At 48.3% G+C, this 25,285-nt stretch carries 23 protein-coding genes; 10 read left to right on the top strand and 13 right to left on the bottom strand.

The features are described 5' to 3' along the window. Positions 1 to 47 precede the first annotated feature (47 nt). A complete protein-coding gene (locus ACI3EW_RS15305) occupies positions 48 to 992 on the top strand; it encodes a dipeptidase (RefSeq protein WP_118297339.1) in 945 nt (314 codons plus the stop codon). Positions 993 to 1,293: 301 nt separating this feature from the next. On the opposite strand, the gene ACI3EW_RS15310 is transcribed toward ACI3EW_RS15305, so the two are convergent. The 3 genes from ACI3EW_RS15310 to ACI3EW_RS15320 form a co-directional block, all read right to left on the bottom strand. After that, positions 1,294 to 2,382, bottom strand: coding sequence for a mandelate racemase/muconate lactonizing enzyme family protein (locus ACI3EW_RS15310; protein WP_405578094.1), 1,089 nt, complete (start codon positions 2,380 to 2,382; stop codon positions 1,294 to 1,296). Positions 2,383 to 2,483: 101 nt separating this feature from the next. Beyond that, positions 2,484 to 4,166, bottom strand: coding sequence for a M28 family peptidase (locus ACI3EW_RS15315; RefSeq protein WP_405578091.1), 1,683 nt, complete (start codon positions 4,164 to 4,166; stop codon positions 2,484 to 2,486). An 18-nt stretch (positions 4,167 to 4,184) separates the two neighbouring features. Beyond that, positions 4,185 to 5,585: a YfcC family protein gene (locus ACI3EW_RS15320; RefSeq protein WP_405578088.1), complete on the bottom strand. Its 1,401-nt coding sequence runs from the start codon at positions 5,583 to 5,585 to the stop codon at positions 4,185 to 4,187. Between the two features lie 270 nt (positions 5,586 to 5,855). Here ACI3EW_RS15320 and ACI3EW_RS15325 point away from each other — a divergent pair, with 270 nt between their 5' ends. Beyond that, entirely contained in the window at positions 5,856 to 6,521 is a 666-nt protein-coding gene (locus tag ACI3EW_RS15325) for a Crp/Fnr family transcriptional regulator (RefSeq protein WP_405578085.1), read from the top strand. A gap of 77 nt (positions 6,522 to 6,598) precedes the next feature. Here the strand turns inward: ACI3EW_RS15325 and ACI3EW_RS15330 are convergent, their stop codons facing one another. From ACI3EW_RS15330 to ACI3EW_RS15340, 3 genes are all read right to left on the bottom strand, one after another. After that, positions 6,599 to 7,981: a M20/M25/M40 family metallo-hydrolase gene (locus ACI3EW_RS15330; protein ID WP_215704151.1), complete on the bottom strand. Its 1,383-nt coding sequence runs from the start codon at positions 7,979 to 7,981 to the stop codon at positions 6,599 to 6,601. 192 nt (positions 7,982 to 8,173) lie between these two features. Beyond that, positions 8,174 to 8,668 (bottom strand): nitroreductase family protein, encoded by a 495-nt coding sequence (locus ACI3EW_RS15335; RefSeq protein ID WP_118297341.1) that lies wholly within the window; start codon positions 8,666 to 8,668, stop codon positions 8,174 to 8,176. Positions 8,669 to 8,844: 176 nt separating this feature from the next. Continuing rightward, positions 8,845 to 9,483, bottom strand: a complete 639-nt coding sequence (locus ACI3EW_RS15340) for a hypothetical protein (RefSeq protein ID WP_118297342.1) — start codon at positions 9,481 to 9,483, stop codon at positions 8,845 to 8,847. A 350-nt stretch (positions 9,484 to 9,833) separates the two neighbouring features. On the opposite strand from ACI3EW_RS15340, the gene ACI3EW_RS15345 reads away from it, so the two are divergent. Together ACI3EW_RS15345 and ACI3EW_RS15350 are read left to right on the top strand one after the other, a co-directional pair. Next, positions 9,834 to 9,983: a helix-turn-helix domain-containing protein gene (locus ACI3EW_RS15345; RefSeq protein ID WP_279230953.1), complete on the top strand. Its 150-nt coding sequence runs from the start codon at positions 9,834 to 9,836 to the stop codon at positions 9,981 to 9,983. Between the two features lie 135 nt (positions 9,984 to 10,118). Then, complete coding sequence (locus ACI3EW_RS15350; protein WP_118531513.1) at positions 10,119 to 10,781, top strand: AroM family protein; 663 nt, start codon at positions 10,119 to 10,121, stop codon at positions 10,779 to 10,781. Positions 10,782 to 11,078: 297 nt separating this feature from the next. Here ACI3EW_RS15350 and ACI3EW_RS15355 read toward each other — a convergent pair whose 3' ends face one another. From ACI3EW_RS15355 to ACI3EW_RS15375, 5 genes are all read right to left on the bottom strand, one after another. Further along, positions 11,079 to 12,257, bottom strand: a complete 1,179-nt coding sequence (locus ACI3EW_RS15355; RefSeq protein WP_118531511.1) for a ribose-phosphate pyrophosphokinase — start codon at positions 12,255 to 12,257, stop codon at positions 11,079 to 11,081. 303 nt (positions 12,258 to 12,560) lie between these two features. Beyond that, positions 12,561 to 13,559 carry an ATP-binding protein gene (locus ACI3EW_RS15360; protein ID WP_118531606.1) on the bottom strand — a complete coding sequence of 333 codons (999 nt, stop codon included), beginning with the start codon at positions 13,557 to 13,559 and terminating at the stop codon, positions 12,561 to 12,563. Between the two features lie 105 nt (positions 13,560 to 13,664). After that, positions 13,665 to 14,795, bottom strand: a complete 1,131-nt coding sequence (locus ACI3EW_RS15365) for a DnaD domain protein (RefSeq protein ID WP_243022289.1) — start codon at positions 14,793 to 14,795, stop codon at positions 13,665 to 13,667. A gap of 427 nt (positions 14,796 to 15,222) precedes the next feature. Continuing rightward, positions 15,223 to 16,605 (bottom strand): UDP-N-acetylmuramate--L-alanine ligase, encoded by a 1,383-nt coding sequence (gene murC / locus ACI3EW_RS15370; protein ID WP_118531507.1) that lies wholly within the window; start codon positions 16,603 to 16,605, stop codon positions 15,223 to 15,225. A 391-nt stretch (positions 16,606 to 16,996) separates the two neighbouring features. Then, positions 16,997 to 17,500, bottom strand: a complete 504-nt coding sequence (locus ACI3EW_RS15375) for a QueT transporter family protein (protein WP_015552939.1) — start codon at positions 17,498 to 17,500, stop codon at positions 16,997 to 16,999. A gap of 429 nt (positions 17,501 to 17,929) precedes the next feature. Between ACI3EW_RS15375 and ACI3EW_RS15380 the strand changes: the two genes are divergently transcribed. From ACI3EW_RS15380 to ACI3EW_RS15405, 6 genes are all read left to right on the top strand, one after another. Further along, a complete protein-coding gene (locus ACI3EW_RS15380; protein WP_118531505.1) occupies positions 17,930 to 18,532 on the top strand; it encodes a hypothetical protein in 603 nt (200 codons plus the stop codon). After that, positions 18,529 to 19,299 carry an ABC transporter permease gene (locus ACI3EW_RS15385; RefSeq protein WP_118531503.1) on the top strand — a complete coding sequence of 257 codons (771 nt, stop codon included), beginning with the start codon at positions 18,529 to 18,531 and terminating at the stop codon, positions 19,297 to 19,299. The genes ACI3EW_RS15380 and ACI3EW_RS15385 overlap by 4 nt, the downstream gene beginning before the upstream one ends. Then, positions 19,286 to 20,002: an ABC transporter ATP-binding protein gene (locus tag ACI3EW_RS15390; RefSeq protein WP_118531501.1), complete on the top strand. Its 717-nt coding sequence runs from the start codon at positions 19,286 to 19,288 to the stop codon at positions 20,000 to 20,002. Before ACI3EW_RS15385 ends, ACI3EW_RS15390 begins: the two co-directional genes overlap by 14 nt. 250 nt (positions 20,003 to 20,252) lie before the next feature. After that, complete coding sequence (locus ACI3EW_RS15395; RefSeq protein WP_118531499.1) at positions 20,253 to 21,272, top strand: ABC transporter substrate-binding protein; 1,020 nt, start codon at positions 20,253 to 20,255, stop codon at positions 21,270 to 21,272. 291 nt (positions 21,273 to 21,563) lie between these two features. Then, on the top strand, positions 21,564 to 22,844 hold the full coding sequence (locus tag ACI3EW_RS15400; protein WP_118531495.1) for a DUF1576 domain-containing protein: 1,281 nt from the start codon (positions 21,564 to 21,566) through the stop codon (positions 22,842 to 22,844). A 134-nt stretch (positions 22,845 to 22,978) separates the two neighbouring features. Further along, the gene (locus tag ACI3EW_RS15405; RefSeq protein WP_182426801.1) at positions 22,979 to 23,515 is read left to right on the top strand and encodes a VanZ family protein; all 537 of its coding nucleotides are present in this window, start codon (positions 22,979 to 22,981) and stop codon (positions 23,513 to 23,515) included. Between the two features lie 106 nt (positions 23,516 to 23,621). Here ACI3EW_RS15405 and ACI3EW_RS15410 read toward each other — a convergent pair whose 3' ends face one another. Beyond that, on the bottom strand, positions 23,622 to 24,578 hold the full coding sequence (locus ACI3EW_RS15410; protein WP_118531491.1) for a carbohydrate kinase family protein: 957 nt from the start codon (positions 24,576 to 24,578) through the stop codon (positions 23,622 to 23,624). Continuing rightward, positions 24,566 to 25,159, bottom strand: coding sequence for a VOC family protein (locus tag ACI3EW_RS15415; RefSeq protein ID WP_147352456.1), 594 nt, complete (start codon positions 25,157 to 25,159; stop codon positions 24,566 to 24,568). Before ACI3EW_RS15415 ends, ACI3EW_RS15410 begins: the two co-directional genes overlap by 13 nt. Between the last annotated feature and the right edge of the window lie 126 nt (positions 25,160 to 25,285).

The following is a 25,285-nucleotide window of genomic DNA, read 5'->3' on the forward strand; positions in this document are numbered from 1 at the left end:
AGTTCCGTTACAATAAATTCAAAATATATTTTTAGGAGGAATTTCCCATGAATCCCTATGCTTTGATCGATCTGCACTGTGACACACTCACAGACTGTACCCATAAGGGGCTGACCCCGGACACGCTTGATGATCCGGACCGTGTGCTCTCCCTGAACGCGATCCCGTCTGACGTTCACTGGGCACAGTTTTATGCCATCTTCATCCCGGATCAGTACCGCGGGCAGGCTGCCATCGATTACTACGAAACAAACCGTGACAATTTTAACCGCCAGATGGAAAAATTTCATGACCGCATCTCCCCCTGCCGCTCCGCTTCCGATATGCAGGCTGCATGGGAGGCAGGAAAGACGGCTGCTTTTCTGACCATCGAGGGCGGAGCAGCTCTCGCCGGTGATATCACCCGCGTAAAAAAACTGGCAGATGACGGAGTCCGCTGCATGACACTTACCTGGAACGGTGAAAATGAGATCGGTTCCGGACACACCACCACTCACGGCATGACAGATTTCGGACGGCAGGCAGTCCGTGAAATGGAAGACCGCGGGATCCTTGTTGATGTCTCCCATTTAAACGACACCGGCTACGCCGACCTCTTTGAGATCGCCCGCCGCCCGTTCGTTGCGACCCACTCCAACGCGCGCTCCATCTGTTCCCACAAGCGGAACCTGACGGATGACATGATCCGCGAGATGGTCCGCCGGAACTGCCTCATCGGCCTCAACTACTGTAAGAGTTTCATTACCGACGGAGGCATCGGCGATTCTCCCGACGACCTCTACCGCCACATCGAGCACTTTTTCAGCCTCGGTGCCTATGAAAACATTGCTCTCGGCTCTGACTTTGACGGTGCGACACTTCCTACATACCTGAACACCCCGGCAAAGGCTGCTGCTCTTTACGAATATTTTCTGGAAAAGGGAATGTCAAAGGAGCTGGCAGAGGGCATCATGTTCCGAAACGCAGAAGAATTTTTCAGAAAAAATCTGTAATTTGCATCCGTCTGCCCGCAAATGCGCACCATCGGCACGTTAATACCTTTTGTGTAGCAGGGAATTCCTCGAAACTTCCTGTTACACAAAAAGGGCGTGTGAAAAATGAAGCTTTATTCTTCACACGCTCTTCGCATCCGATCCTGTTCCGTTTCAGGATCATTTTTTAAGTTTTTTTCAAGGCTCCCTCAATTCCGCCTTCTACCAGAATGCGGGCATCCGAAAATATCTGCGACGACCGGACAGGACTGTCTTTCTGGCACTCAATTGACAACCTGGGGGATTTGTCAAAAAATCAACCTCAGACGATTTTCATCTCTTTCAGGCTTCGCACCCCGATTCCAGCTTCATCTCCAACCGTCAAATAGCCATCCTTCAGCACATGACATGTATCTGCCATATCCGGCTGGGTCGCATAGCAGGTGATATCATTGGACATCGTAGATGCCGGAAGGGACGATGCAAGATGAAGGCAGACAGCTCCATTGATCTGTGTATCGTATGTACTGGTCACTACACAGCAAATTCCTGCGGATGCCGCAATTTCTGAAATCGTAACAGCATTCTGGATCCCGCCGGTTTTGACAAGCTTCAGAACAAACACATCAGCCGCCCGCTCATATGCATACCGTACTGCCTCCTGGACCGTATTGATCGCTTCGTCGACTCCGATCACAACACCGGTATCCCGTTTCAGCTGCTTTGTCCCATTAAAATCATGTTTATCAAGCAACTGTTCATACATTTCCAAATCCAGATCACTGGTCTTTCGAATAAACTTATATGCATCCGAATAGCTGTATCCCGCATTGGCATCCACGCGAAGTTTCATTTCATATCCAACAGCATCCCTGACTGCGCAGACCCGGCGGATATCTTCTTCAACATCCGTACCGATCTTCATTTTTATGCTGTGATACCCTTGTTCCCGATACTGGACCGCCTTTTCCACCGCCTCATCAATTCCCATGATTCCAAGATGACGATTGATCATAACCTTCTCCCGCAGCTTTCCACCGAACATCTGGTAAAGAGGAAGCTTCCGCTCTTTCGCTGCAAGATCATAAAAAGCAGCCTCCAACGCCATCTTGGCCGCTGCATGCTCCGGGAGCTTATGATTCCATCGATTTCTGGCTTCCCACAGATCTGCCGCATCTACTCCTATGATTTCCGATATAAGTTCCTTCTCAAGTACATACTGTACAAATTCCGGCGTTTCGCCGGTAAATTTCGGGAGTGGAGTCGCCTCGCCCCAGCCACAGAGCCCATTCTCGTCTGTAAGCTTTACGATCACGTGACCTCTTACCTGTGCCGGACGTCCATAAGCCGTTGCCAATACGATTGTTTTTCTGTGCAGCAAAAACACCTCTGCTGATACAACTTTTCCCATAGGTCAAATCTCCTTCCTCTAATTCTGTCTCCTTATACGAGAAAAAGCAGGTTTCCCTGCTATTTCCGTTGTTATTCAGTGTCTTTTTATCATACCTGCTGTCAGATCCGCTCTGCCTGTTCCTGAATCTCCCTAAGTCCTATGCAAAGCCGGTTCTTCATTCGCAGATACTCGCTTCCCGCCATTACATAAACATCTAACGGCGTATTATCCTTTGTGATTCCCTTGCAGCGTCCAATCGCTCCAAAGATCCCAAATCCATCACCATAATCATGCAGATACGGTGCTTTTCTGCAGTAAACGATATGGAGCAGCTTTCCCACTGTCTCTTTCAGGAAAAGATCACTGTCCTCTATACTTTCCGCGCGCTCGGCCGCCTTTTCCAACGCCTCTTTCGTTCTGTTCCATTCAGCGCAGATCTCCGTCGTGTCAAACTCCGGTGCCAATCCGGACAATGTCTTCTTTAATCTGCCATCCAAATCTTCTAAAAAGACTGGAATATTTACAGGAATCATCTTTGCGCTCTGAATATCATCCAGCATTTCCATGTTGATCTTTGCATCACGCATCATGATCTTCTCATCGAGTTTATCGATCGTATCTTTCGGGGTATGCCACCATGGTCCGCCGCTTGGGCAGTCTGACAGACGTTTTTCCGGAAGCGGTTCATATTTTAACATGATCGTGATCGGCACATAGGCGCCCCAGAAAGACTGATCTGCTCCACGGATCATCGGAATATACACATCGGGTCTCTTTCCCGTGTACTTTTCGATCAGGTCTGCTGTATAGGAAATGCCCTCAGAACCTGCTGTCCGTGCTACGATCTGCTCTGAGTTTTTGCACCCGGTCAGATCCAGATTCACATGCGCCACACAGTTCTTTCTGAGATCTGCGTAATGGCTGTCACAATACCATGTGGATCCGGAAAATCTTCCATCTGAATGACCGGACCACCATGCGATCCGTACTCCACGCTTTAATTCCGACCGATGTGCATAAAGCACTCTCGCATACTCCAAAAGGATCGCATCGCTGACCGCGTTATCTGTAATTCCCTCGTACCAGGAGTCGTAGTGACCGGAAACAAGCACAAAACTGTCACTCTTTCCCTTGATATCAACAGCCACCATGGAACTTCTACGGATCTTTGTCTCCATTTCAATCGTGACTTCAGCATCCATTTCTCCTGCTGCCATCTTTTCGATCAGAGCTTCTCCGTCCGCACGTCTGATTCCCGCTGACGGAAGGAATTTCATATACGCAGCCTCATCAAAATCCGGTGTTCCCCAGATCATCCCAATATTGCTGTGATGAATATAGTCGCCTTTTGTTGCACAGATATGCAGTACTGCTTTGGCTCCTGCCTCCATTGCCCTTCTCACAAAAACGCCCTTGGATTCCCACGTTAGAACGATTTTGTCGCGAAATGACTCAAAACGATCTTTTTCCTGATTCTTTGTGAGTCCTTTTTCCTCGCTGAGAGAGTCATAATACAACGTTCCCTGAAGGCTGTCTGCTTCTGCACTGTAAACATCTCCGACTAACGGATATTCCACTCCGTCAACTTTCGCGAATGCCCGCACCGGGAGGCTGAAAAAGCCATCATACTCACAATGCTCAAACGGAATTCCATACTCCGAAAGCTTTTCTTCCAGATAAGAAACCGCTGCCTCTCCCTCTGCTGTTCCGCTGTAACGGAATAGATGATTGAATGTTCCAATCGTCTCCAGCATATTTTTACTGTTTAATTCTTCAAGAAGACTTTTCCTTAATTGTCTCATCTTAACCTCCGATGCCTATTAGAACGGTCCATAATGGATCATCTGTGCTACGATCATTGCAATGCATGCAAGAACGACCCAGCTTGCAAATACTTTCTTCATGAATTTCATCCATGTACCATAGGATACACCTGCTGCCATAAGGTTTGCCATCAGCGCTGAGGACATTGGAATGATATAGTTTCCAAGTCCGTCACCAAAGTTGAACGCAAGAACAACGGTCTGTCTTGTCATTCCGATCAGGTCTGCAACCGGAACCATAAGCGGCATAACGGCAGCGGCCTGTCCGGAACCGGATGGAATAAATACGTTAATCAGAGTGTTCGCGATAAACATCATCGGTCCCTGGATAAATGCCGGGCATGCCATCAGAACATTTGCGATCGCGCGTACAATTGTATCGATGATCTTTCCATCAGAAAGTACTTTGGAAATCGCTGTCGCAATACCAATCATGATGGCTGCTGTCATCATCTTTGCTGCGCCTTTGCTAAAGTGTCTTGCAATCTCACTTGGCATCATACCGCCGACAATTCCACCGGCAACTGCAAGCCATACAAACGCAACTGCTGTCTCCGTATTGCCCCAGCCAAGTTTGATGCCGCCGTAAACCTGAGCAAGAACACTTACCAAAAATACGATCAATACAAGGATCTGGCGTACTGTGATCGTTGCCTTTTTATCTACGCTTGTATCCAGTCCTTGTTTTCTTGCATTTTCTTCTAAGTCATATACAAGACTGCTTTTCGGATCTTTCTTTACCTTCATCGCATACGTAACGATAAAGTATGCATTCAGCGCAAGGAACACTGCGCAGAGCACTAAACGATGGCCGATTCCGGAGAAAATCGGAAGATCTGCGAATCCCTGCGCGATCGCTGTTGTTGCCGGAGCTACCGGTCCAATACTCTGGCTGCCGCCTGCCGCAAGAACAACAATGGCCACCGCAACCAGCGCATCATATCCGCACATACGGCAGAACAGAACAAGTACCGGAATAAATCCAATCATACTGACCGGGTTTTGGCGCATACCGTAAATACCAAATACAATGATCGTTCCGATCAGCAGCAGCTTCTCACTGCTTTTATACTTGTGGATCATAATATTGATCGCTGCGTCAAATGCTCCTGTAGCAAGAATTACTTCGATGGAAGCCGCGCTGAAAATCGTCATCCAAATCAGACTTGAGCCCGCCAATGCTTTCACTATGTAGTTCGGAATTTTAAGGAAACTTACCGGACATTGTTCAACCCATGTGAAAGAGGTCGCGTCAACGATCATTTTTCCTGTTGCCTCATTCTTCACTCTGGCGAATTCCCCTGCCGGGATGATATATGTCATAGCGGTTGCAAAAATGACAATTATTACCAGAATAACAAACACGTGAGGAATTTGAAATTTTTTCTTCTGACTCATACATACAACTCCTTTTCTTCTTAACTTTGCGGGGGCCTGATCAGGTTTTCTTTTGTGGCTTAACTATAGCAAAATTTCTTACTATTTTACTATAAACAATATCACAATGTAACAAATGCTACATTTTTTTCGTTTTGTTCTATAAAACTATACTTCTTGACAATTTTTAGGCTCAATGATAAACTTTTTCATAACTGTATGATGTATTTCGCTTTCATATTTTTAAGCTGGCGTCCCGGCATTCCCCGCATTTTAAGGAGGTGTGTGGCTTTGGAACGAGAATACTGTGTAAATTTCGAACCATATATCAACGACGAGCTTTCTGAGCTCGTAAAAACATATGGGTACCGCATTGAGGTGCCTGCTAATACCTACTATATTAAACCCGGTCAAAAACTTACAGAAATCACTTATATTGCAAGTGGCTCGACCTCCCACTCCATGTTTGGTCTGACCGGACAGGAAAAGATTTCCTACATTCTCAGTGCCGGATGGTTTCTTACGGAAAGTCTGTTTGCAAATGAAAAAATGTTTTCGATCGCAGAGCGTTATACCTCTGCGCTGACTGATCTTGTTTTATACAAAATTGATGCCAATGCATATGATATTCTGATTGAAAAAAAGGTGTTTCGTGATGCCATTATCCGCAGTCTGAGCAATAAGCGGGCATTCTTACAGCGGGAACTTGAAAGTGTAACTCTCGAATGCGTGAAAGAACGTTTAAAAAATTTCTTTGTTCTCCTGTCCGATCCGGCATCCAGCAAAGACCGCACCTGGTATCCGTTGAGCCATTATTACACACATCAGGAGATTGCCTCTATTATAGGAACAAACCGTGTGACGGTGAGCCGTCTGATCAGTGAACTGGCCCGCGAAGACTTTCTCCGTGTCATTAATAAACGGGTGGAACTCAACAGCATCCATATTACGGATTGACCGTGATCCCACCTTTGATATCTAATGTAAAACAGATCTGGTACTTACACATAATACCAGATCTGTTCTTTTATTTCTTATTCTCTATCTTGTTTCCCCATCTCGTACATCAGCGCGATCATATGTTTTATGGATGCCTTGTAGTCATCCAGCTTCATATTTTCATTCGGTGCATGATGGTTTGCATTTGTATTTCCTGGTCCTACGCCAACGATCGGCATATCCGGCCATGCACGGTGGAAATAGATTGCCGGGCCACTGCCAAGCGCTGTCGGCTCAATCACCATCGGTTTGTCATAAACTTCCGCCGCGGAATGTTCCAGCCATTCCTTTAACGGAATATCCACGCTGGTACGGACCGGAGTATTTCCGCCTCTGCGTACGACTTTTACATCTCCAAAACCATGCTTTTTCAGATGTTCCCGCAGCTGTTCTTCCACCTTATCCGGAGACTGGTTCGCAACCAGATAAAATCCGATACGCGCGTATGCTTTGTGCGGCACGATTCCTCTGGCTCCATTGTAAAGCTCACCGGCTTCCAGACCGCAGACTGACATGGATGGCTCCATATAGATCTGCTTTTTCAGTTCCAGCCCACTGCTTCCCCGCAGGAATGAGGTCAGTCCCAGTTTTTCCAACTGGCTCTTTTCATTATATGGGAATGCATTTAAGATTTCTTCGTCCTTTTTCGTCACCGGAAGGACATCATCATAGAACCCCTCGATCGTGATTCTCTCATCCGCACTTTTCAGACTTGCAAGCGCCCATACAAGCCGCCAGGATGCACTTGGAACATATGTCCCCATTCTGGCATGAACATCTTTTTTCGCAGTTTCTACCGACAGTTCAAAGCTCACACTTCCCCTGACGCCGAATCTCGCCCATGGTCTTCCTTCTTCATCGCGGCGCCCATTTTCCCACAGGCAGACGTCTGCTTTCGATAATTCTTTAAACTTTTCTGATTGTTCTCTGGAAAACTTAGATAAAGACGGGCTGCTCGTCTCCTCATCGCCCTCAAACAGGAATTTTACATTAATCGGCAGCTTGCCCTCCACTGCAAGAATCGCTTCCACCGCCTGAATTCTTGAGAGAAGAGGACCTTTATTATCCGACACACCTCTCCCATAAAGGACACCGTCACGGATCATCGGTCTAAACGGCTCGTTGGACCACAGCTCATGTTTCCCCTCTTCCACGACATCGTAGTGATTATAGAATAACAGAGATGGATGTTTATCTCCATCTTCACCGGAAACAGAAGCTGAAATTAAGGCATTTCCATTCTCCACTTTCTGAAATTCGTGCGGAATTCCCACTGCACTTAGCTTCTTGTCAATCCAGTTTCTTGTCTCTTCCAATCCGGTCTTGTCCCCTGCTACGCTGCGGTGGGAACAAAATTCCTTCATTTCCTCCATCATGCGATCAAAATTCTGATCGACATAATCAAAAATTTTCTTCATGATCATTCCTCCCGGTCTCTTTCTTTTCCTTCATGATATCGGAATCCAGTTTAATTTTCTATATGAATTGCTACAGTGTAGCATGGGTTACATTTCCACTTATCATCTGAGCATCTCGCCGGCATTTTCTTTCTGACATGAGCAAAAGAGACAGTACGGATCTCTCCACACTGTCTCTTTCCTTCTTCTATCTTATTTCACATAATGAATCCTGCTCTGATCGAACCGATCCTGCTGGGTCCGCTCCTCATCCGGATAGCCGAGAGCAAATACGCCGAAGGCACGCTGTCCCGCCGGGATCCCGACGATCTTTTCTACATCTTTCATCCGTTCCTCTCTCGGAGCTACGCCGAGCCATACGCCGCCAAGCCCGATCTCATCCGCTGCAAGCCACAGGTTTTCCATCATGATGCTCATATCGATCTGTGCAAATTCCGGTAGATCGCACTCCTCACGGTATGCGGTCACGATCGCCACCGGCGCTTTTCCTGCCGGTGCGGAGAACGGACTGGACTCTCCGAGCTGTTTTAAGACTTCACGGTTTTCCACTACATAAAACTCCCACGGCTGCTGGTTCTTCGCGGACGGCGCTGCCATCGCTGCCTCCAGGATATAGCCGATATCTTCGTTTGATACAGCCTCATCTTTAAATTTTCTAATACTTACACGGTGAAATAAATCTGCCATTTTTAGACCTCTTTTCCCTTCTTGATATGTTATGATTCTCAAAAACCATGCTATTCCACGGCTCTTCAATTCTATTCTAAAATTTGTTCCTGCCGCCATTCCCTATTCCCGGCCAGCCAAACTGAAGGCCGTTATAACCAGCTATTTTCCGGGAAAGATTCCCATATTTAAATTTTTTACTGCAATTTTTTAATCTCCAACGGGAAACTTACATCCTCGGAATCCATATATACAACACTGATCTTCGCTCCGCTGTCTCCGCCCAGAGCATCTTCATCCATCGGACAGCCATCCTTCATGAACCCCATCTCAGTTCCATCCGCCGTCACCATCATAAACGTGCTCATCGCATTGGCCGTCGTCGTTCCTTCTGCGTAAGCGATCGTCCAGTCATCATCTCCCGGTGCCGCGATCACCATATTGACTTTCTCCAGATCCATATTGTCATGGATCTCGACGCCGATATAGCCGATCACAACAAGACTGTCATCCGCGATCTCGGTCTCCACGTCACCGATATTCCCGGTCGTGATCACATATTCTCCACCGTCATCTGCTTTGAGCGTAAACGTTCCTTTTTCGTCATTCGTCCCCGTCACGATCCCCTGAAGCAGGTGATAATCCGCAAGCCTCTCATCGTCCTGCGCCGCTGTTCCACTGGTTTCAGAAGACTCATTCTCTGCCGTCCCTGTCCCGGTTGACTCAGCCACTGTCTCTGCTGCCGCAGTTGTCTCCACCGGTTCTGCCTTCTGGCATCCGGTCGCCAAAGCTGCGCTCATTACTACTGCTGTCATGTACAAATACGTCTTTCTCATAGCTGTCTCCTCTCTGCAAGCCGCATTTCATTATAGCATATTTCTTATATCTTATCAATCAGACTGCTGACGCACACATTAGTTACGCACATCAGCCTTTCTGTGCCAATATCATACCACATCTGGACAGCGGAAAATCCTAAATTTCTGTTAAATTTATTTTACCTCCTGACATGCCCCTCGATAAGCGGCAAGTCATAAGAAGATCTCCGGCATTCTGATCAGATAATCCGGCTCATAGGTCCCGATCAGCGTCCTTAAGAGCTCCCGGTCCATTCGATACTCTCCACTCATTCACAGTAGAAGATCGCCCGTAAACAAAGTCCAGAGTCCTCGACCCTGTAAAGGACCTGAAAACCGCTATGGAAGAGCTGGAACTGGAATATATCAACCATGCCTACGAAAAGTACGGAAACGTCCGTGAGGCCGCAGAGAGCCTCGGAATGACACCCTCAACGTTCGTTCGGAAGAGACAGAAATATACGAAAGGTGCGGATTGATAGATGGAAAGCCCAATGTTTATCTGGTTTTGAGGCTGCAAATGTGATATATTGATGATATCTGAGCAAAGGTATCATGTACCTGTGGACTGCCCAGGCAGCCCTCAAACCAATGATTCTGAAAGGGGTATCACTATGAAAAAAATCGGCGCGATTACTGTCGGCCAGTCTCCCAGAGTTGACCTGATTCCTGAGATCCAGCCCATCCTCGGAGACTCGGTTGAGATCATTCAGGCCGGAGCACTGGACGGACTTTCAAAGGGAGAGATCGCAAAGTTTGTTCCGCGTCCCGGTGAAAACGTCCTTGTGTCCAGACTCACGGACGGAACCTCAGCAACATTCGGAGAATCCTACATTCTTCCCCGCCTGCAGCTTTGCATTGACGATCTCGAACAGCAGGGCGTTTCTCTTATCCTTTTCCTCTGCACCGGAGAATTTCCGGCTGAATTTCACTCCAATGTCCCTCTTATCTTCCCTGACCATATCTTAAAGGGACTGATCCCGGCCATCAGCGTAAAAAATCTGTCGGTCATCATTCCTACAAAGGCGCAGGAGGAACAGATGCCCGGAAAGTGGAAAGACTGCTGTGACTCTCTCCACGTGACCTCTGTATCCCCATACGGTGATCCTCTCGCTGTTTTTGCAGCTGCAAAGGAGATCCCCGCTGATACGGATCTGATCCTTTTAGACTGCATCGGATACACCATCGAAATGAAGGAGCGTATCCAGGCTCTGACCCAGAAGCCAGTCCTTCTTTCCCGTACTCTCGTAGCCCGGGTGATTCGTGAATTAGTCTAATGTTTTTTCCCACTTCATTTTCCAAGGGATTTTCAGTATCTCCTATTTCCAATACTGTTCCGGTTATCGGGCCAAAACAGCCGAATATCCTGGCATCTCAAGGCGCTGCCTGCAATATAGGATCAAAGAGTACCATATCTCATCGCAATCTCACTATGATGAAAGCTGAATCTTTCGCAAGAGTTCCAGAAATAAAGAAGTGCCTGTCCTTCGCCGAAAAATTTCCGGTAAAGGACAGGCATTCTTATATGGTCACATAATTTCTAATTCACTGCGGTTCGTTCACTGCCAATATTCTTATCTCTCCCCGGCGCGGTACTTCGCCAACAGGCGGTTGATTCTTCCTGTCGGGTTTAAGAGATCGCTCAAGGATGCGTCGTGGTTCAAGTTGTCGATGATAAGAGCAATGTACTTACTCATGTCAACATTGATGTAGTACGGTTTTGAGAGCAGCTCCGGTGTCTGGTAAACAAGGTTCGTCGTCAGGACGCGGTCGATGATGCCATTCTCGTAGTACTCATCAAATTTCTTTAATCCGCCTGTAAAGAGACCGAATGTCGTGCAGATGAAGACCTTTCTTGCCTTCATTCTCTTTAACTCTTTTGCGGTGTCGAGCATGCTCTCGCCGGAGGAGATCATATCGTCAACGATGATCACGTCCTTGCCCTCCACGCTTGCGCCGAGGAACTCATGGGCAACGATCGGGTTACGGCCGTTGATGATCTTTGTGTAGTCACGTCTCTTGTAGAACATACCGAGATCCAGTCCGAGAACGTTTGCGAAGAAGACTGCACGTCCCATACCGCCTTCATCCGGGCTGATGACCATCATGTGGTCACTGTCGATCTGAAGATCCTTCTCATTCTTTAACAGGTGCTTGATAAACTGGTATGTCGGCTGTACGGTCTCGAATCCTTTTAACGGGATCGCGTTCTGGACACGCGGATCATGGGCATCAAAGGTGATGATATTCTCAACACCCATGTCAACGAGCTCGCGGAGTGCCATTGCGCAGTCTAAAGACTCACGGCCGGTTCTCTTGTGCTGGCGGCTCTCATAGAGGAACGGCATGATCACATTGATCCTTCTGCCCTTTCCGCCTACGGCTGCGATCACACGCTTTAAATCCTGATAGTGGTCATCCGGAGACATGTGGTTCTTTAAGCCGTTCATCGTGTATGTCATATTATAATTGCAGACATCTACCATAATATAGAGGTCATCACCGCGGACAGACTCTGTCAGCTCTCCCTTTGCCTCACCAGAGCCGAAACGCGGAGTCTTTGCGCCGATAATATAGGAATCTTTCTGGTATCCAGCAAAAGCGATCGTGGTCTTATGCTCGCTCTCTCTTTCTTTTCTCCACTCGACCAGCCAGGCATCTACCTTTTTACCCAGATCCTCACAGCTTTTCAGCGGAATCAGACCTAAAGGTCCAACCGGTATTGTCTCAATCTGCTTTTCTTCGTACAGCATTCCTGTTCCTCCCTGATAATTTTCATTTTTTGATATTTTCCGCCGCATCCGGATCCTGCGTTTCCGGATTTCCCCTTCATTTTTGCGGCATCTGGATCACTTCCGCCCGCTTTCTCTGCAGAATCCAACCGGGCATTCGCGATACATCTCATTTATAGCACCAACCATCCATACCGTCAACCGGATTTCCGACCCGTTCTGACAGGATTTCCCATTTTCCGATTAATTTTATCCGGCATCTGGATCCGGCACCTCACAATGCTGTTTTCTCACAGCGCCAGCTCCGCTTTTCCTGAAGCTTTATCAGCCTCTCCGCACAAATCCTCTTCTCACCAGGCGGAGATCGTCACCGATCAGCGGTATGATCTTATACTTGCTCATGATCCTCGAAGTCACGCGCTCCGTGAATGCATCCTGGAGTTCCCCCAGTGTCAGGTTTGTGGAGATGATCGTTCCCTTGTTCCGGTTCAGGCGCTCATTCACACAGTAGAACATCTGCGACGCCGTAAAGGTATTGATCAGCTCCGTTCCCAGATCATCGATGATCAGAAGGTCACAGTCCAGGATATAAGCGGCCCGGTCCTTCGCCTCATCGTCATCATTTCCATTAAACCGGCTGCCCGCCAGAATATCGAACATATCCGTCGCTGTCAGATAGACAACGGAATAGTACCTGCGGATCAGTTCTCTCGCGATGCAGTTGCTCAAAAACGTCTTACCACAGCCGGTATTTCCGGTAAACAGGATACTTTCCTTTTCATTTTTGAAGTTTTCCACATACTCTTTGCATTCCCTGATCATCATGGACATATAGTCGTAGACGGTCATTCCCGTCTTCTCATCCACATGGGTCCTGTCATAGTATTCCATGGACAGGGTATCAAAATTCTCGCGCTCCAGGACTTCGCGGATATTGGACTGATCGTAAAGGATCTCAATTTCCATATGCCGGAAACAGTGGCATTTCTTTCCATCTGCATAGCCCGTATCCTTACAATCCGGGCAGACATACTGGAGTTCCAGATAATCTGCCGGATATCCGTTCTGTTTTAAATAGAGCGCTTTCTGCTCCTTTAAGAATTCCGCGTCCTTTTTCAGCTGGTCCGCTGCCGCCCGGTCACCGGCAAGGAGCTTTCTCGCCGCCTGGGCCATCGTCGCCGCAAGCTCGTCGGACAGCGCCTCTACCTGCGGAATCTTTTCAAAAACTTCAGCAACCCGCTGATCCTGGTCCCGCTTATCCTGAAACTGTCTCTGGTTGTAGACCCGCATGATCGCATCATACTGGGAATTACTGAGTGCCATCCGCACTTCCTCCTTCTTTTCCGGGTCGATCCCGTCCCCGGGATTTTTCCTTCCTGCCTGTCTTTTCCATGTGCCGCGCAGCAAGTGCGCTCATCTGCCGGAAAGTTACTTTCTGCTTTTTATATCCGCCCAGACATAATCATCATAATTATAGGACCGCTGCTCAAAATTATTGAAGCGGTTTGAGGACGTGTTCCGGTTCTGCTTCGGTGCTGCCGTGGATTTCTTCGCCTGCTTTTCCTGACGGCGTTTATCCAGGGCTGCGACGTCCTGTAAGGTCCTCACGCCGTTTTCTTTCCAGCCCGTGAGGATTTTATCCGCATACGGGAAACTCGCCGATCCTGTGGCCGTGAGCGTCCTGTTGCATGCCTCCGTGACGATCGCGGAATCGAAGCCAAATTCCTTAAACCAGCGGCGCATAAATTCCTGCTCCGCAGTTCCGGGAATCCTTCCCATGATGCCGAATGCTTTCTTAACCGCAGACATATCTTTTGAGTATCTTATAGAGTATTCTCGCGCCTCATCCTTAGTATGAATTCCTTCCTCATACCATTTTAAAGCTACTTTCTCTATGTAGCGAATGCTCGTGTGGCCGCCTTCAGCACAGTATTCCGCGAGATATTCGAGAAGCTCGCATGACATGTGCAGTACATCGTAAAAGTAGGCAAATTTCTCACATTCGATCGCGCTGAATGTCTTTCCGAGATACTGCTGAACCGCGTAGAGAAGCGCGGAGAATTCCTCATCGGAGGAAAGGCGTTTCATACGGTCGTAACTGTTTCCTGCATCCGGGATCGCAGGTTTTTCCATGGACGGCACATCCTGGGATGCCCCTTCGTCCATCGGAACCTCCGCCCCTGATTTCTGTCCGTTCATTTCTCCCCGTCCGGGCGCAGATCCCGCATTCTGACGGTTTTCTGCGAACCTCGCGCCTGAATTTTCTGTCTCTTCCGCCATCTCCCGCGTCACCGCAGTCTCCTGCTCTTCCACGGATTCTCTTTCCGGTGCAAGGACACCGGTCCGCTCCCAGTATGCCAGAGCGCGGCGGACATCCGCCTCTGTGTGGTTCAGCGCATCCGCGATATCCGGGATCTCTATGTTCTCACCTTCATGGCGCAGAAGATACAGATACACTTTTACATATTCTCCGCTGGCTGTCCCCATATATTCGTCGATAAAAGTATTGGAAACGGCGGTCACCGCCGCATTGATGTTGTTTTTATAGCCCAAGCTCATTCTTTTCACCCTTTATATTCACGTTACAGTACGCGGGCACTTCAGTGCCCGCGCACTGTAACAGGATTTTGCCGATGCTTCGCATTCCAAATCGGCAAAATCCGCGACCACAACGGTATCATACGGAATTTTCAGTTCAGAAAATTCCTACCCGTGCAAAGTAACATATTCACGTCCTATCTGCAAATATCATACCATACGCCCTAAAAAAATGAAATAGCCGGAATTATCCACTACTCTAATTGTGGATAATGTGGATAACGGGGATAAACGCATTACATAACTGTCAAAAAAGCTCTTAAAATCCCCATAATTCCTTATTTTTCCCGGCTTTCCGGCATTTCCCGATTTTCAGTTATGTAAATCAAAAAATCCACAGGGTCTTCAACAGATTTCTGTTGAAAACTCTGTGGATAATGTGGATAACTTACTGTCCAAGGAGCTTTTCGCCCACTTTTACAATATCTCCGGCCCCCATAGTTATCAACAGGTCGCCGTTGACACAATTTTCAAGAAGGAATGTCTCGATCGCGTCGAAACTCGGGAAATAGTGGGTATCCGTCCCCAGCGCGGCAATCTTTTCCGCCAATGTCCCAGAGCTGATTCCCAGATTGTCCGTCTCCCGGGCTGCATAGATGTCCGCGAGAACCACATGGTCCGCTGCGGATAAGGACTTCGCGAAGTCATCCATCAGCGCCTTGGTTCTCGTATATGTATGCGGCTGGAAGACGCACCAGATCTCACGGTGCGGGTAATTTTTCGCCGCTGCCAGAGTCGCCGCGATCTCCTGCGGATGATGCGCGTAGTCATCAATGACGGTCACGCCGCCGATCATGCCTTTTTTCTCAAATCTGCGGTGTGTACCCGTAAATCTTAAGAGTCCGTTCCTGATCCCATCGCCGCGGATTCCCAGCTCGTGAGCCGCTGCGATGGCCGCCAGGGAATTGTATACATTGTGGATCCCCGGTACACCGAGAGTAATCGTGTCAATGGCTTTTCCGTCCTCTAAAAGAGTATAGGTTGCGCAGGCATTCTCGTTGAATGTCACGTCTGCGGCGCTGTAATGGCTCTTTTCCGGGTCGCTTCCGACGGTGATCACCTTGATCGGAAGTCCGTCGCAGATCTCTCTGTAGTCACGGATATCGCTGTTGATGATGAGGATTCCGTTTTCCGGGAGAAGTTCCGCAAATCTGCGGAATGAATGGCGGATATCTTCGATATCTTTAAAGAAATCGAGATGGTCTGCTTCTATATTTAATATGATCTCCATATTCGGGAAAAAGGACAGGAAGCTGTTTGTATACTCGCAGGCCTCTGTCACGAAAAGTTCCGGTCCGCCGACACGGATATTTCCGCCGATGGAGTCCAGCATTCCGCCGACGGAGATCGTCGGGTTCTTCTTTTCATCCATCAGGATCTCAGTCAGCATGGAAGTTGTCGTCGTCTTTCCGTGGGTTCCGGACACAGCGATGGATTTCTCATAGTTTTTCATGAGCTGTCCGAGAAGCTCCGCTCTGGAGAGGATCGGGAGATTCTTTGCCGCTGCCGCCGCGTACTCCGGGTTATCCGGGTGAACCGCCGCTGTGTATACAACAGCGTCGATATCGTCAGTAATGTTCTCCGCCCGCTGCCCGTAGACGATCTTTGCGCCGTGGGCGGTGAGCTTGTCGGTGAGCTCGGACTCATGGGCATCAGAGCCGCTTACTGTGAATCCTCTCTCCAGCAGGATCTCAGCCAGTCCGCTCATGCTGATTCCGCCAATGCCAATAAAGTGAATATGTTCTGGTTTATTAAAATCGATTTGATACATCGCAGTCTCCTTTCGGATATTTGATCTCTATTTTAGATATTTTTATACTGTGTACATTTAAGCACATAAAAAATATGTGCTTAAATATGCACGGTCTTTTACACATGATATCACAAAAGCAAAAGAAAATCTATCCTCGTGGAAAAATTAACATGCGGCGAAATTTACGCAAATCTTTTCTTTTCCATGCAGCACTTTCTATAAAAGAATGTGCCTTGGCACATTCTCGCGCCTCGCGCGGTCGCTTGCGATAATCTACATCTTCGCGCGAGTGCACATCTTTGGCACGTTAGTGTCTTTTTATGTAACAGGGCATTCCTCGGAATTTCCTGTTACACAAAAATCCCGCATCTACTGAATTTCTCATCCAATAGATACGGGATCACTGATTTTACGCTGCAGCTTTTCCAAAAATCACATGCTGATACCGGATCAGAACGGATAACAGGATCTGTCCAAGAATACCGATAGCCAGAATCTCTCCGATTCCGACTGTGATCGTGGAAAACCAGATCATGTCCTCAGAACCGTATGCGAAACGGAGCACCCACGGAACAATGATCATGTTCGCGAGGATCGGCGGAACAGATACCAGATAGCGGTTTTTCCGAAGCAGATAGGAACCTACCGCACCGATCAGGGTCGCAATACTTCCAAAAATCACATCGAGAGCCGCCGCGCCGCCAAGGAAGTTGGCCAGCAGGCATCCGATAAAGAGTCCCGGAATTGCCGCCGGGGTAAAGTACGGAAGTACGCAGAGAAGCTCAGAGATCCGAAACTGGATCGGTCCAAAGCTGATCGGCAGGAACACCATCGTCAGCACCACATAGATTGCCGCGATAGCCGCCCCGTATACAAGTGTCAGTACCGGGCTGTTTGTTGCGTTGTTTTTCATATTCAGTTTCTCCTTTAGTTTTGTTTTACGAGTGGAAGGTCACGAACACTCGATTCATTTTCGCGCAGCAATGAGTCAGGCAGACATGCAAGTATGTATATCTGACGAATGCTGCGGAAGGCATATACTGCAAGTATATGACCTTACGCCGGGAATCGGCGAAAAGCCCTTTAGGACCTTGGTTTTTGTGGGCTTTGCAACGGGAATGAGTATAGCATGAAATGTCTGAGAAATCAATCGTCCTTTTTTATATTTCGCTTTTTATATTTCCTTCAAGACCTTTTTCTGCAATTTGGAGGGTGTTGGTCGCACTTCAATTATACATCATTCAGCAGAGGGTGTCTCCTATATTCCCAATTGACATTTCCCTACTAATCTGCTATGCTGAACAATGTTGGTTAGTTGTGGCTAATTAGGAGGGATTTTACTTTGACATATCTATGGATCAATCCGGTATCGGAGAGGATGATCTCGGCGGCGGCACTTGAAAAGCTGCTTAAGAAGCATGACCTGACGCGAGTGGTCTGTCAGGAAAGCTGGGGCGAGATCGTGCTCCGGAAGTACCGGGAGCTTTTGGAACATGCAGATGGAACTTTTGCGGACGCGAGATGTCCGGCAGCGGTATCTCTGGTACATTCCCTGCAGCCTGAAATCCGGATCGCGGATATTGAGCCGATCCTGATCCACTGTGCGAGAGAACTGGCAGAACGTCCGGATCTTGCGAACGGTGAAAAGATCATCACAACGCCATGCCGGATCTTAGCCGACATGGGAAATAAGTTGGAATTAAAAGACACTCATTTTGTACCATGGAACCGCTTTCTCGCATCGATCGGCGAACCGATGGAACCCGCGCCGGACGCAAGCCCGATCCCACCGGGATTCTTTAAGAATCTGCCATTTTCCGTTGTCAGCCGATCCGGCCGTCCGGCTATTGAGTCCTATGTGACCGGAAATGACTGGAAAAGCGCAAAGCTGATCGAGCTTTTGTACTGTGTTCAGGGCTGCCACAGAGGAGATGGAGTGCGATGAATCAAAAATTTAAAAAATATTTCCCGCCGCTGATCGGCATCCTTGCGGTCTTTGCCGTCTGGTATATCGTCTGCCGCGCAGGCATCTTAAGTTCCTATGTGCTCCCGTCCCCGGGGCGGGTCTTCCAGAGCTTCTGCAAAATGCTGCAGAGCGGCGAGCTTTTCCGCGACTTAAGGATCAGCTTCCTGCGTGTCGGAAAAGGCTTTGTGATCGCCTTTATCCTGGCATTTGCCTTCGGCATGCTGCGGGCGATGGTTCCTGCTTCCGCAGGCTATTATGAGTATCTGGTGCAGTTCTTCAGGAACGTGCCGCCGCTCAGCATGATCCCGCTTCTTATTTTATGGTGCGGGATCGGTGAGACTACAAAGACGGTCATTATCGTGCTGGCGTCCTTCTTCCCGATGTACTTAAACATCGTCAAAGGCTTTACCGGCTGCGACCGGAAGCTTCTGGAAGTCGGGACCATGTTCGGCTACACGGATCGCCAGAAATTTTTCCGGATCATGCTTCCCTATGCCATGGCGGATATTCTCGTGGGCATGCGGATCGGACTGGGATACAGCTGGCGGGCCATCATCGGCGCGGAGATGGTCGCGGCGTCCACCGGACTCGGACACATGATCCTGTTCGCCCAGCAGATGTCCCGGACTGACAAAGTCATCGTCGGCATCTTCGCGATCGGCATCGCAGGCTATGTGACAGACCGGCTCTTCGGTCTTCTCATCAGCATCTTTCTGAAAGGAGCCGGTGAAAATGGCTGGAATTAAGTTAAAAAACATTCATAAGACATATCAGGTCGATGGCCGGGCATTTCCTGTCCTGAACGGCATCGATCTTGAAATCCCTGCTGGAAAGATCACCGTGATCCTCGGTCAGAGCGGCTGCGGAAAAACAACACTCCTGCGGCTCACCGGCGGTCTGGAATCCGCCGACGACGGCGAGATCCTCTGGGACGGCGATCACAAAACCGCCTTTGTGTTCCAGGAACCGCGGCTCATGCCATGGTTAAACGTCTGGGACAACATTATTTTCGGGCTGAAAGAGAATCAGGTCGATCGGGCCAAAATTCAGGACATCATCACGACGGTAAATCTTTCCGGCTTCGAGAAAGCATACCCGTCCCAGCTCTCCGGCGGCATGCAGCAGCGCGCGGCGATCGCCAGGGCGCTTGCCTATGAGCCGACTTTCATCCTGATGGACGAGCCGTTCGCCGCTCTCGATTATTTTACGAGAGAGCAGATGCAGAAAGAGCTTCTCCGCGTCCAGCAGAAGGAACATTCCAGCATCATGTTCGTAACCCACAGCATCGATGAGGCGCTGATCCTGGGTGACCAGATCGTTGTGATCGAAAAAGGTCTCGTGAAACATGTCTATCCGGTGAAGGCAGCGGCCGGAGCGCGGAATCTGCTGGATGAGGAGTTTATTGCGCTCAAGAGAGAGATTATAGAGCAGTTGAATTTTCTTAATTAGATATATTTTATATAAAATTCAATTTAACAAAGTCAGGGACACCTCTGCATTGCATAAGCAATGGGCGGGGACTTACTTATATCGGGATGGAGCAAGCCATCTCTGACAAGTTGCGCAACAGCTATTTGATTATGAACAAGCAACAAAAGCAGATTGCGAATATCTCTTGACTTCTTATGGATATCCGCCTGCAACTCAGGCATATCACATACATTTAATTTTCTACTTATTATGAGGAGGACAACACAAAATGAAAAAACTGATCGCATTAGGACTTGCGGCGTGCATGACATTTTCCCTTGCGGGCTGCTCTGGATCCACAAGCAAAGAGACAGAGGCTGCTTCTGCAGCAGAGACAACCGCAGCTGCTTCCACAGAAGCGGAAACTTCCGCTGCAGCATCTGACACAGCGACTTCCATCGACAAACTCACCGTTACTTATGTGACATCCCCGTTAAACGTACCGACCATCATCGAAAAAGACCAGGGAATCTTCGAGAAAGAGCTCGGCGTTCCGGTTGAGTATGCAGAGCTTACTTCCGGTGCTGACCAGACACAGGCTCTTGCTTCCGGCGATGTTCAGGTTCTTTACGCAGTAGGCGCAACTTCCGTGATCCTTTCTGCTGCAAACGGCGCTGACATCAAGGTGTTAAACATGTATAGCCGTTCCCCGAAGGCATTCTGCATGTACTCCAAAGATGAGACTCTGACAACTCCGGAGAGCTTAAAGGGCAAGACGATCGCAGGACCGACAGGTACCAACCTTCATGAGCTCCTTGTCTCCTACCTTGCTCAGGCAGACATGACTCTTGACGATGTAAATTATGTAAACATGACCATCCCGGACGCAAAGGCAGGTCTTGACGGCGGCAGCGTTGATGTTGCCCTGATCGCCGGCGCAACTGCTTACAATGCAGAACAGCAGGGCTACCACCTCGTTGCAGACGGTGAAGGCCTGATCAGCGCCCTGATCGCTGTTGCAACAACCCAGAAGTTCTACGATGAGCATCCGGATGTCATCGAGAAATTAAATGCTGCACAGGACGAGATCGCATCCTACATGGCTGACAGCCAGGACGAGACCATGGAGACTGTTGCCGCAGCTCTTGACCTCGACGTGGACGCTGTAAAAGAGATGTACGGCTACTACGATTTCTCCACAGAGATCACCGACGCCGACAAAGAAGGTTTCCAGAAGACTGCTGACTTCATGTATGAGTCCGGCATGATCGAGAACGAGCTGGATGTGAATACGCTGTTTATCCAGTAAGATGTTCTCTGTTTGATGTTCTGTTGGCATCTTATTTTATTTCACACGTTTATCGAAAATAACCGCTCCTGTTTTCTAAGGACAGGGGCGGTTATTTTTGTTTTTTGAAACCCGGAGCAAAATATCCACATTTTCCATCCGTCCCCTGCGGAAACTCTTCCTATTTTCCCATTATTACGGTATACTAAAAAACGTGCATTCACTGTTTTCCAGATTTTCTTCATGATCTCAAGATACACATGGTGCATTCACATACTCCCACATATATTATTTTCTCGAAAGGACACGTACATGACAATTTCCCACCCACTCACAAGACTTCAGAAGTTCCGGCTTCTGTCTCTGATCCCTATTTATTTCATGATCGTCGGCCTGTTTTTGCAGCCTGTCACTGAGATCATCCCCGGTCTCATCACGATCATCAAAGAACCGGATTTCCTAATCACAGACTACTTTCTGATCGGCGGGATCGGGACTTCCTTTATCAACGCCGGTCTGCTGACTCTTCTTTGCATCTGGACGATCTATTTTCTCGGAATGGAGATGGACGGACACACGATCACGTCGAGCTGCCTGATGTTCGGGTTTTCCCTTTTTGGAAAGAACCTTTTAAATATCTGGGCAATTCTTCTCGGCGTATACCTCTATTCCCACTATCACAAAAAACACATGTCCAGCTACATTTACATCGGTTTTTACGGCACCAGCCTGTCCCCGATCATCACGCAGATCATGTATATCTCGGATCTGCCCTATGCAGTCCGGCTCATTGCAAGTCTCGCGGTCGGGCTCATCATCGGTTTCGTGCTGCCGCCGTTATCCACCCATGTCCACTATGCGCATAAGGGCTACTCGCTCTATAACGTCGGATTCTCCTCCGGTATCATCGCCACTGTTATCGTATCCGTGCTGAAATCTTTCGGGATCACCACCGAATCCCGCCTGATCTGGTCTGAGGGCAACAACCAGCTTCTGTTTGCGATCCTCTGCGGTCTCTTTATTGCCATGATCGCAGCCGCGTTCCTCTTTGGCGGAAAGAACGTTGGAGACTCTTACTGGAAGATCTTATCCTGTTCCGGGATCGGCGGAACCGACTATCTCCGTGACAACGGCGGCGCTGCAACCGTCCTCAACATGGCGCTCAACGGGCTGTTCGCAACAATCTTTGTTCTCGGAGTCGGCGGCGAGTTAAACGGACCGACGATCGGCGGGATCTTCACGATCATCGGCTTCTCCGCAACCGGAAAACATATCCGAAACATCGCTCCGATCATGTTCGGCGTTCTCCTCGCAAGTTTTACGAAACACTGGACCATCAATGCCCCGTCACCGATCCTGGCGCTTTTATTCTCGACCACATTGGCACCCATCGCCGGAGAATTCGGTGTGTTTGTCGGACTTCTCGCCGGATTCCTTCACTCCTCCGTCGCCTTAAATGTCGGAATTGTGTATGGAGGCATGAATTTATATAATAATGGATTTGCAGGTGGAATTGTTGCAATTTTCATGGTCCCAGTGATCCACTCGATCATGGATCGACGGGCGCGGGCGAAGGAGGATGTTTCCCTGTAAGAAATTGGGGCAAAAACCTCGGCTGGCATCTGCCATGAAACAACGTAACCATTGTATTGCTTCGAATTTCCTGCCCTCAAGACCATTGCTGTGAACGATACAGACTGTAAATAAGATTTTATATAGAAATGATAATGAATAACAAGCAACCAAAAACGACTCCTGCATTTTCATCAGAAAATGCTTTCAACAACAACCGATCAATCTATCTTCGCCTGCTCGCCTGGATTCCGGCACTCTTTGTCGCCGCCGCGATCTTCTGGTTCTCCTCAAAGCCGGCCGTCGAATCCACGGAAATGAGCGATTCCGTGAGCCGACTGATCCTGCTGATCGGGGCGAAACTCGGTTTCTTCCGCGGGAATCCGGCACAGTATGCCGAACTCATCGAACTCATGAGTTTCCCCGTCCGGAAAACCGCCCACATAACGGAATATCTTGTATTTTACTGCACCGTCCGTTTCGGACTTCATTTTACATACCAGCCATTAAATATGAAACGCCGTCTTCTCACCGCTCTCGCCATCGTCTTCCTCTACGCCTGCACCGACGAATTCCATCAGCTCTTCGTCCCGGGCCGCGCAGGACGGTTTACGGACGTGCTGATCGACTGCTTTGGGTGCGCAGTCGTAACGCTTATTTGTACAATAAAAAAGTCTTCTTCCCAGCGATGACCATTTTGCTGACATCAGCAAAATGGTCATCTGTTTTTATTTCATTATTTTCTTATCGCATCAAAATGGGAGTCCCACATTTCAGAGACTCCCGCACCAAACAATCTTATTTTATTTTCATTCGCTTCTCTACATCTGCAAGCAACGGCATCGATGGAATTCCACCGAAATTTTCTACACATAGTGATGCCGCTGCATTTGCAAATCCGGCATATTCTACCGCCATATCTAATGTAATTTTTTCGATGGATTCATTTGACTGACTGAGTTTATAAAGAAATGTTCCCCAAAATGCATCTCCAGCTCCGGTCGTATCTACCACATTACTTTCAAATCCGGGAACTCTCTTTCCGCCTTCTGCATTTGCTATATATGCGCCATCTTTTCCAAGGGTAACTGCTACAAGTTTTACTCCCTTCCCCATCAGCACTTTTGCAGCCTGTTCCGGTTCCTTCTCATCTGTTAGAAGTTCTGTTTCCTCATCTGAAATTTTCATTATATCCACAAATGGAATCAAACTTTTCATCTCGCGTTTTGCTGTTTCCACATTCTCCCACAACGTTGCTCTGTAGTTCGGATCATAAGAGATGACTGCGCCTGCTGACTTGGCTGCCTTTATTGCTGCAAACGTAGTGCTGCGTGCCGGTTCCGACGTCAAAGACAGAGAACCAACATGGAATATCTTCGTGTTCCCAAGAATTTCCATATCCAGTTCTTTCTCTGTGATCTGCGTATCTGCCCCTGGCTTTCTCGCAAATGAGAAGGTACGTTCTCCTTCCGGTGACAGATCCACGAACGCGAGCGTTGTAAAATATCTTTCATCCAGAATAAAGCCTCTCGTATCGATCTGTTCCTTCTCTAAAATCTCCTTTAAAAACCGTCCATGCATATCCGTTCCGGCTTTTCCCAGAAATGCGGTTTTTGCCCCAAAACGAGCCGCTGATGTCAACGCATTCGCCGGCGCTCCACCTGGATTCTGTGCAAATAGTTTTTGTCCGTTTCTGCCGATTCCCTGATACGTAAAATCAATCAGGATTTCACCCAGTGCTGTTATATCGTACATGCCTTCTCCTCCATAAATTTTACTCTCTCCAGAGCTGTCCCGGACAAGTAGTCATTTCCTCCGAGAATAAGCCTCTCAATTACCGGATGTCTCTGGACAGAAAGTTCCGGTAAATCATGAAATTTATAAATCTCAATTACCGTCTCACCGGCAGCAACCATACAGCAGAGAATCGTATGTCCGTCCACATGATTTACAACCGGATCAAAGCACGCGGTGAATCCCAGATTCTCATAAAATTGAATTGCAGCAGACAGGTCTGAAACCTGTAGTCCCACATGTTCAAGACCACAGATCGGCGTCCTGTTCGGCGGAATCTTTTTGTGCAGCTTCTGGCTGACCTCTATCGTAAATCCATATCCCGATATAATGTTGAAATAATTCATTCCTGTTCCATATACTTTTCCACTATACCGCGGTCCTCCGTTTTCTCCGAGCTGCAGATTTAATCCCCGGCTTTCGCAATATGCAATCGCCGCCTCGATATCATGTGTCTCCAACGCAATATGTCGGAATCCCAGACACATATCATCCGGCCCGTATTTGTCTGCAAGATGTTCTTTGTCTTCTCTTAAAACCAACCGGAAATTTCCATTACGCAGACAAATCATCCCTTTATGTTCTTCTTCCACAAAAAACAAATTTTCACAAAGCCATCTTTTCGCACCGGGCACATCTTCTACCAGAAGCTGCACTCCCCAAATGTA

Origin of the sequence: Pilosibacter rotomagensis (assembly GCF_045062245.2) — a bacterium.
Taxonomy (GTDB): Bacteria; Bacillota; Clostridia; order Lachnospirales; family Lachnospiraceae; genus Pilosibacter.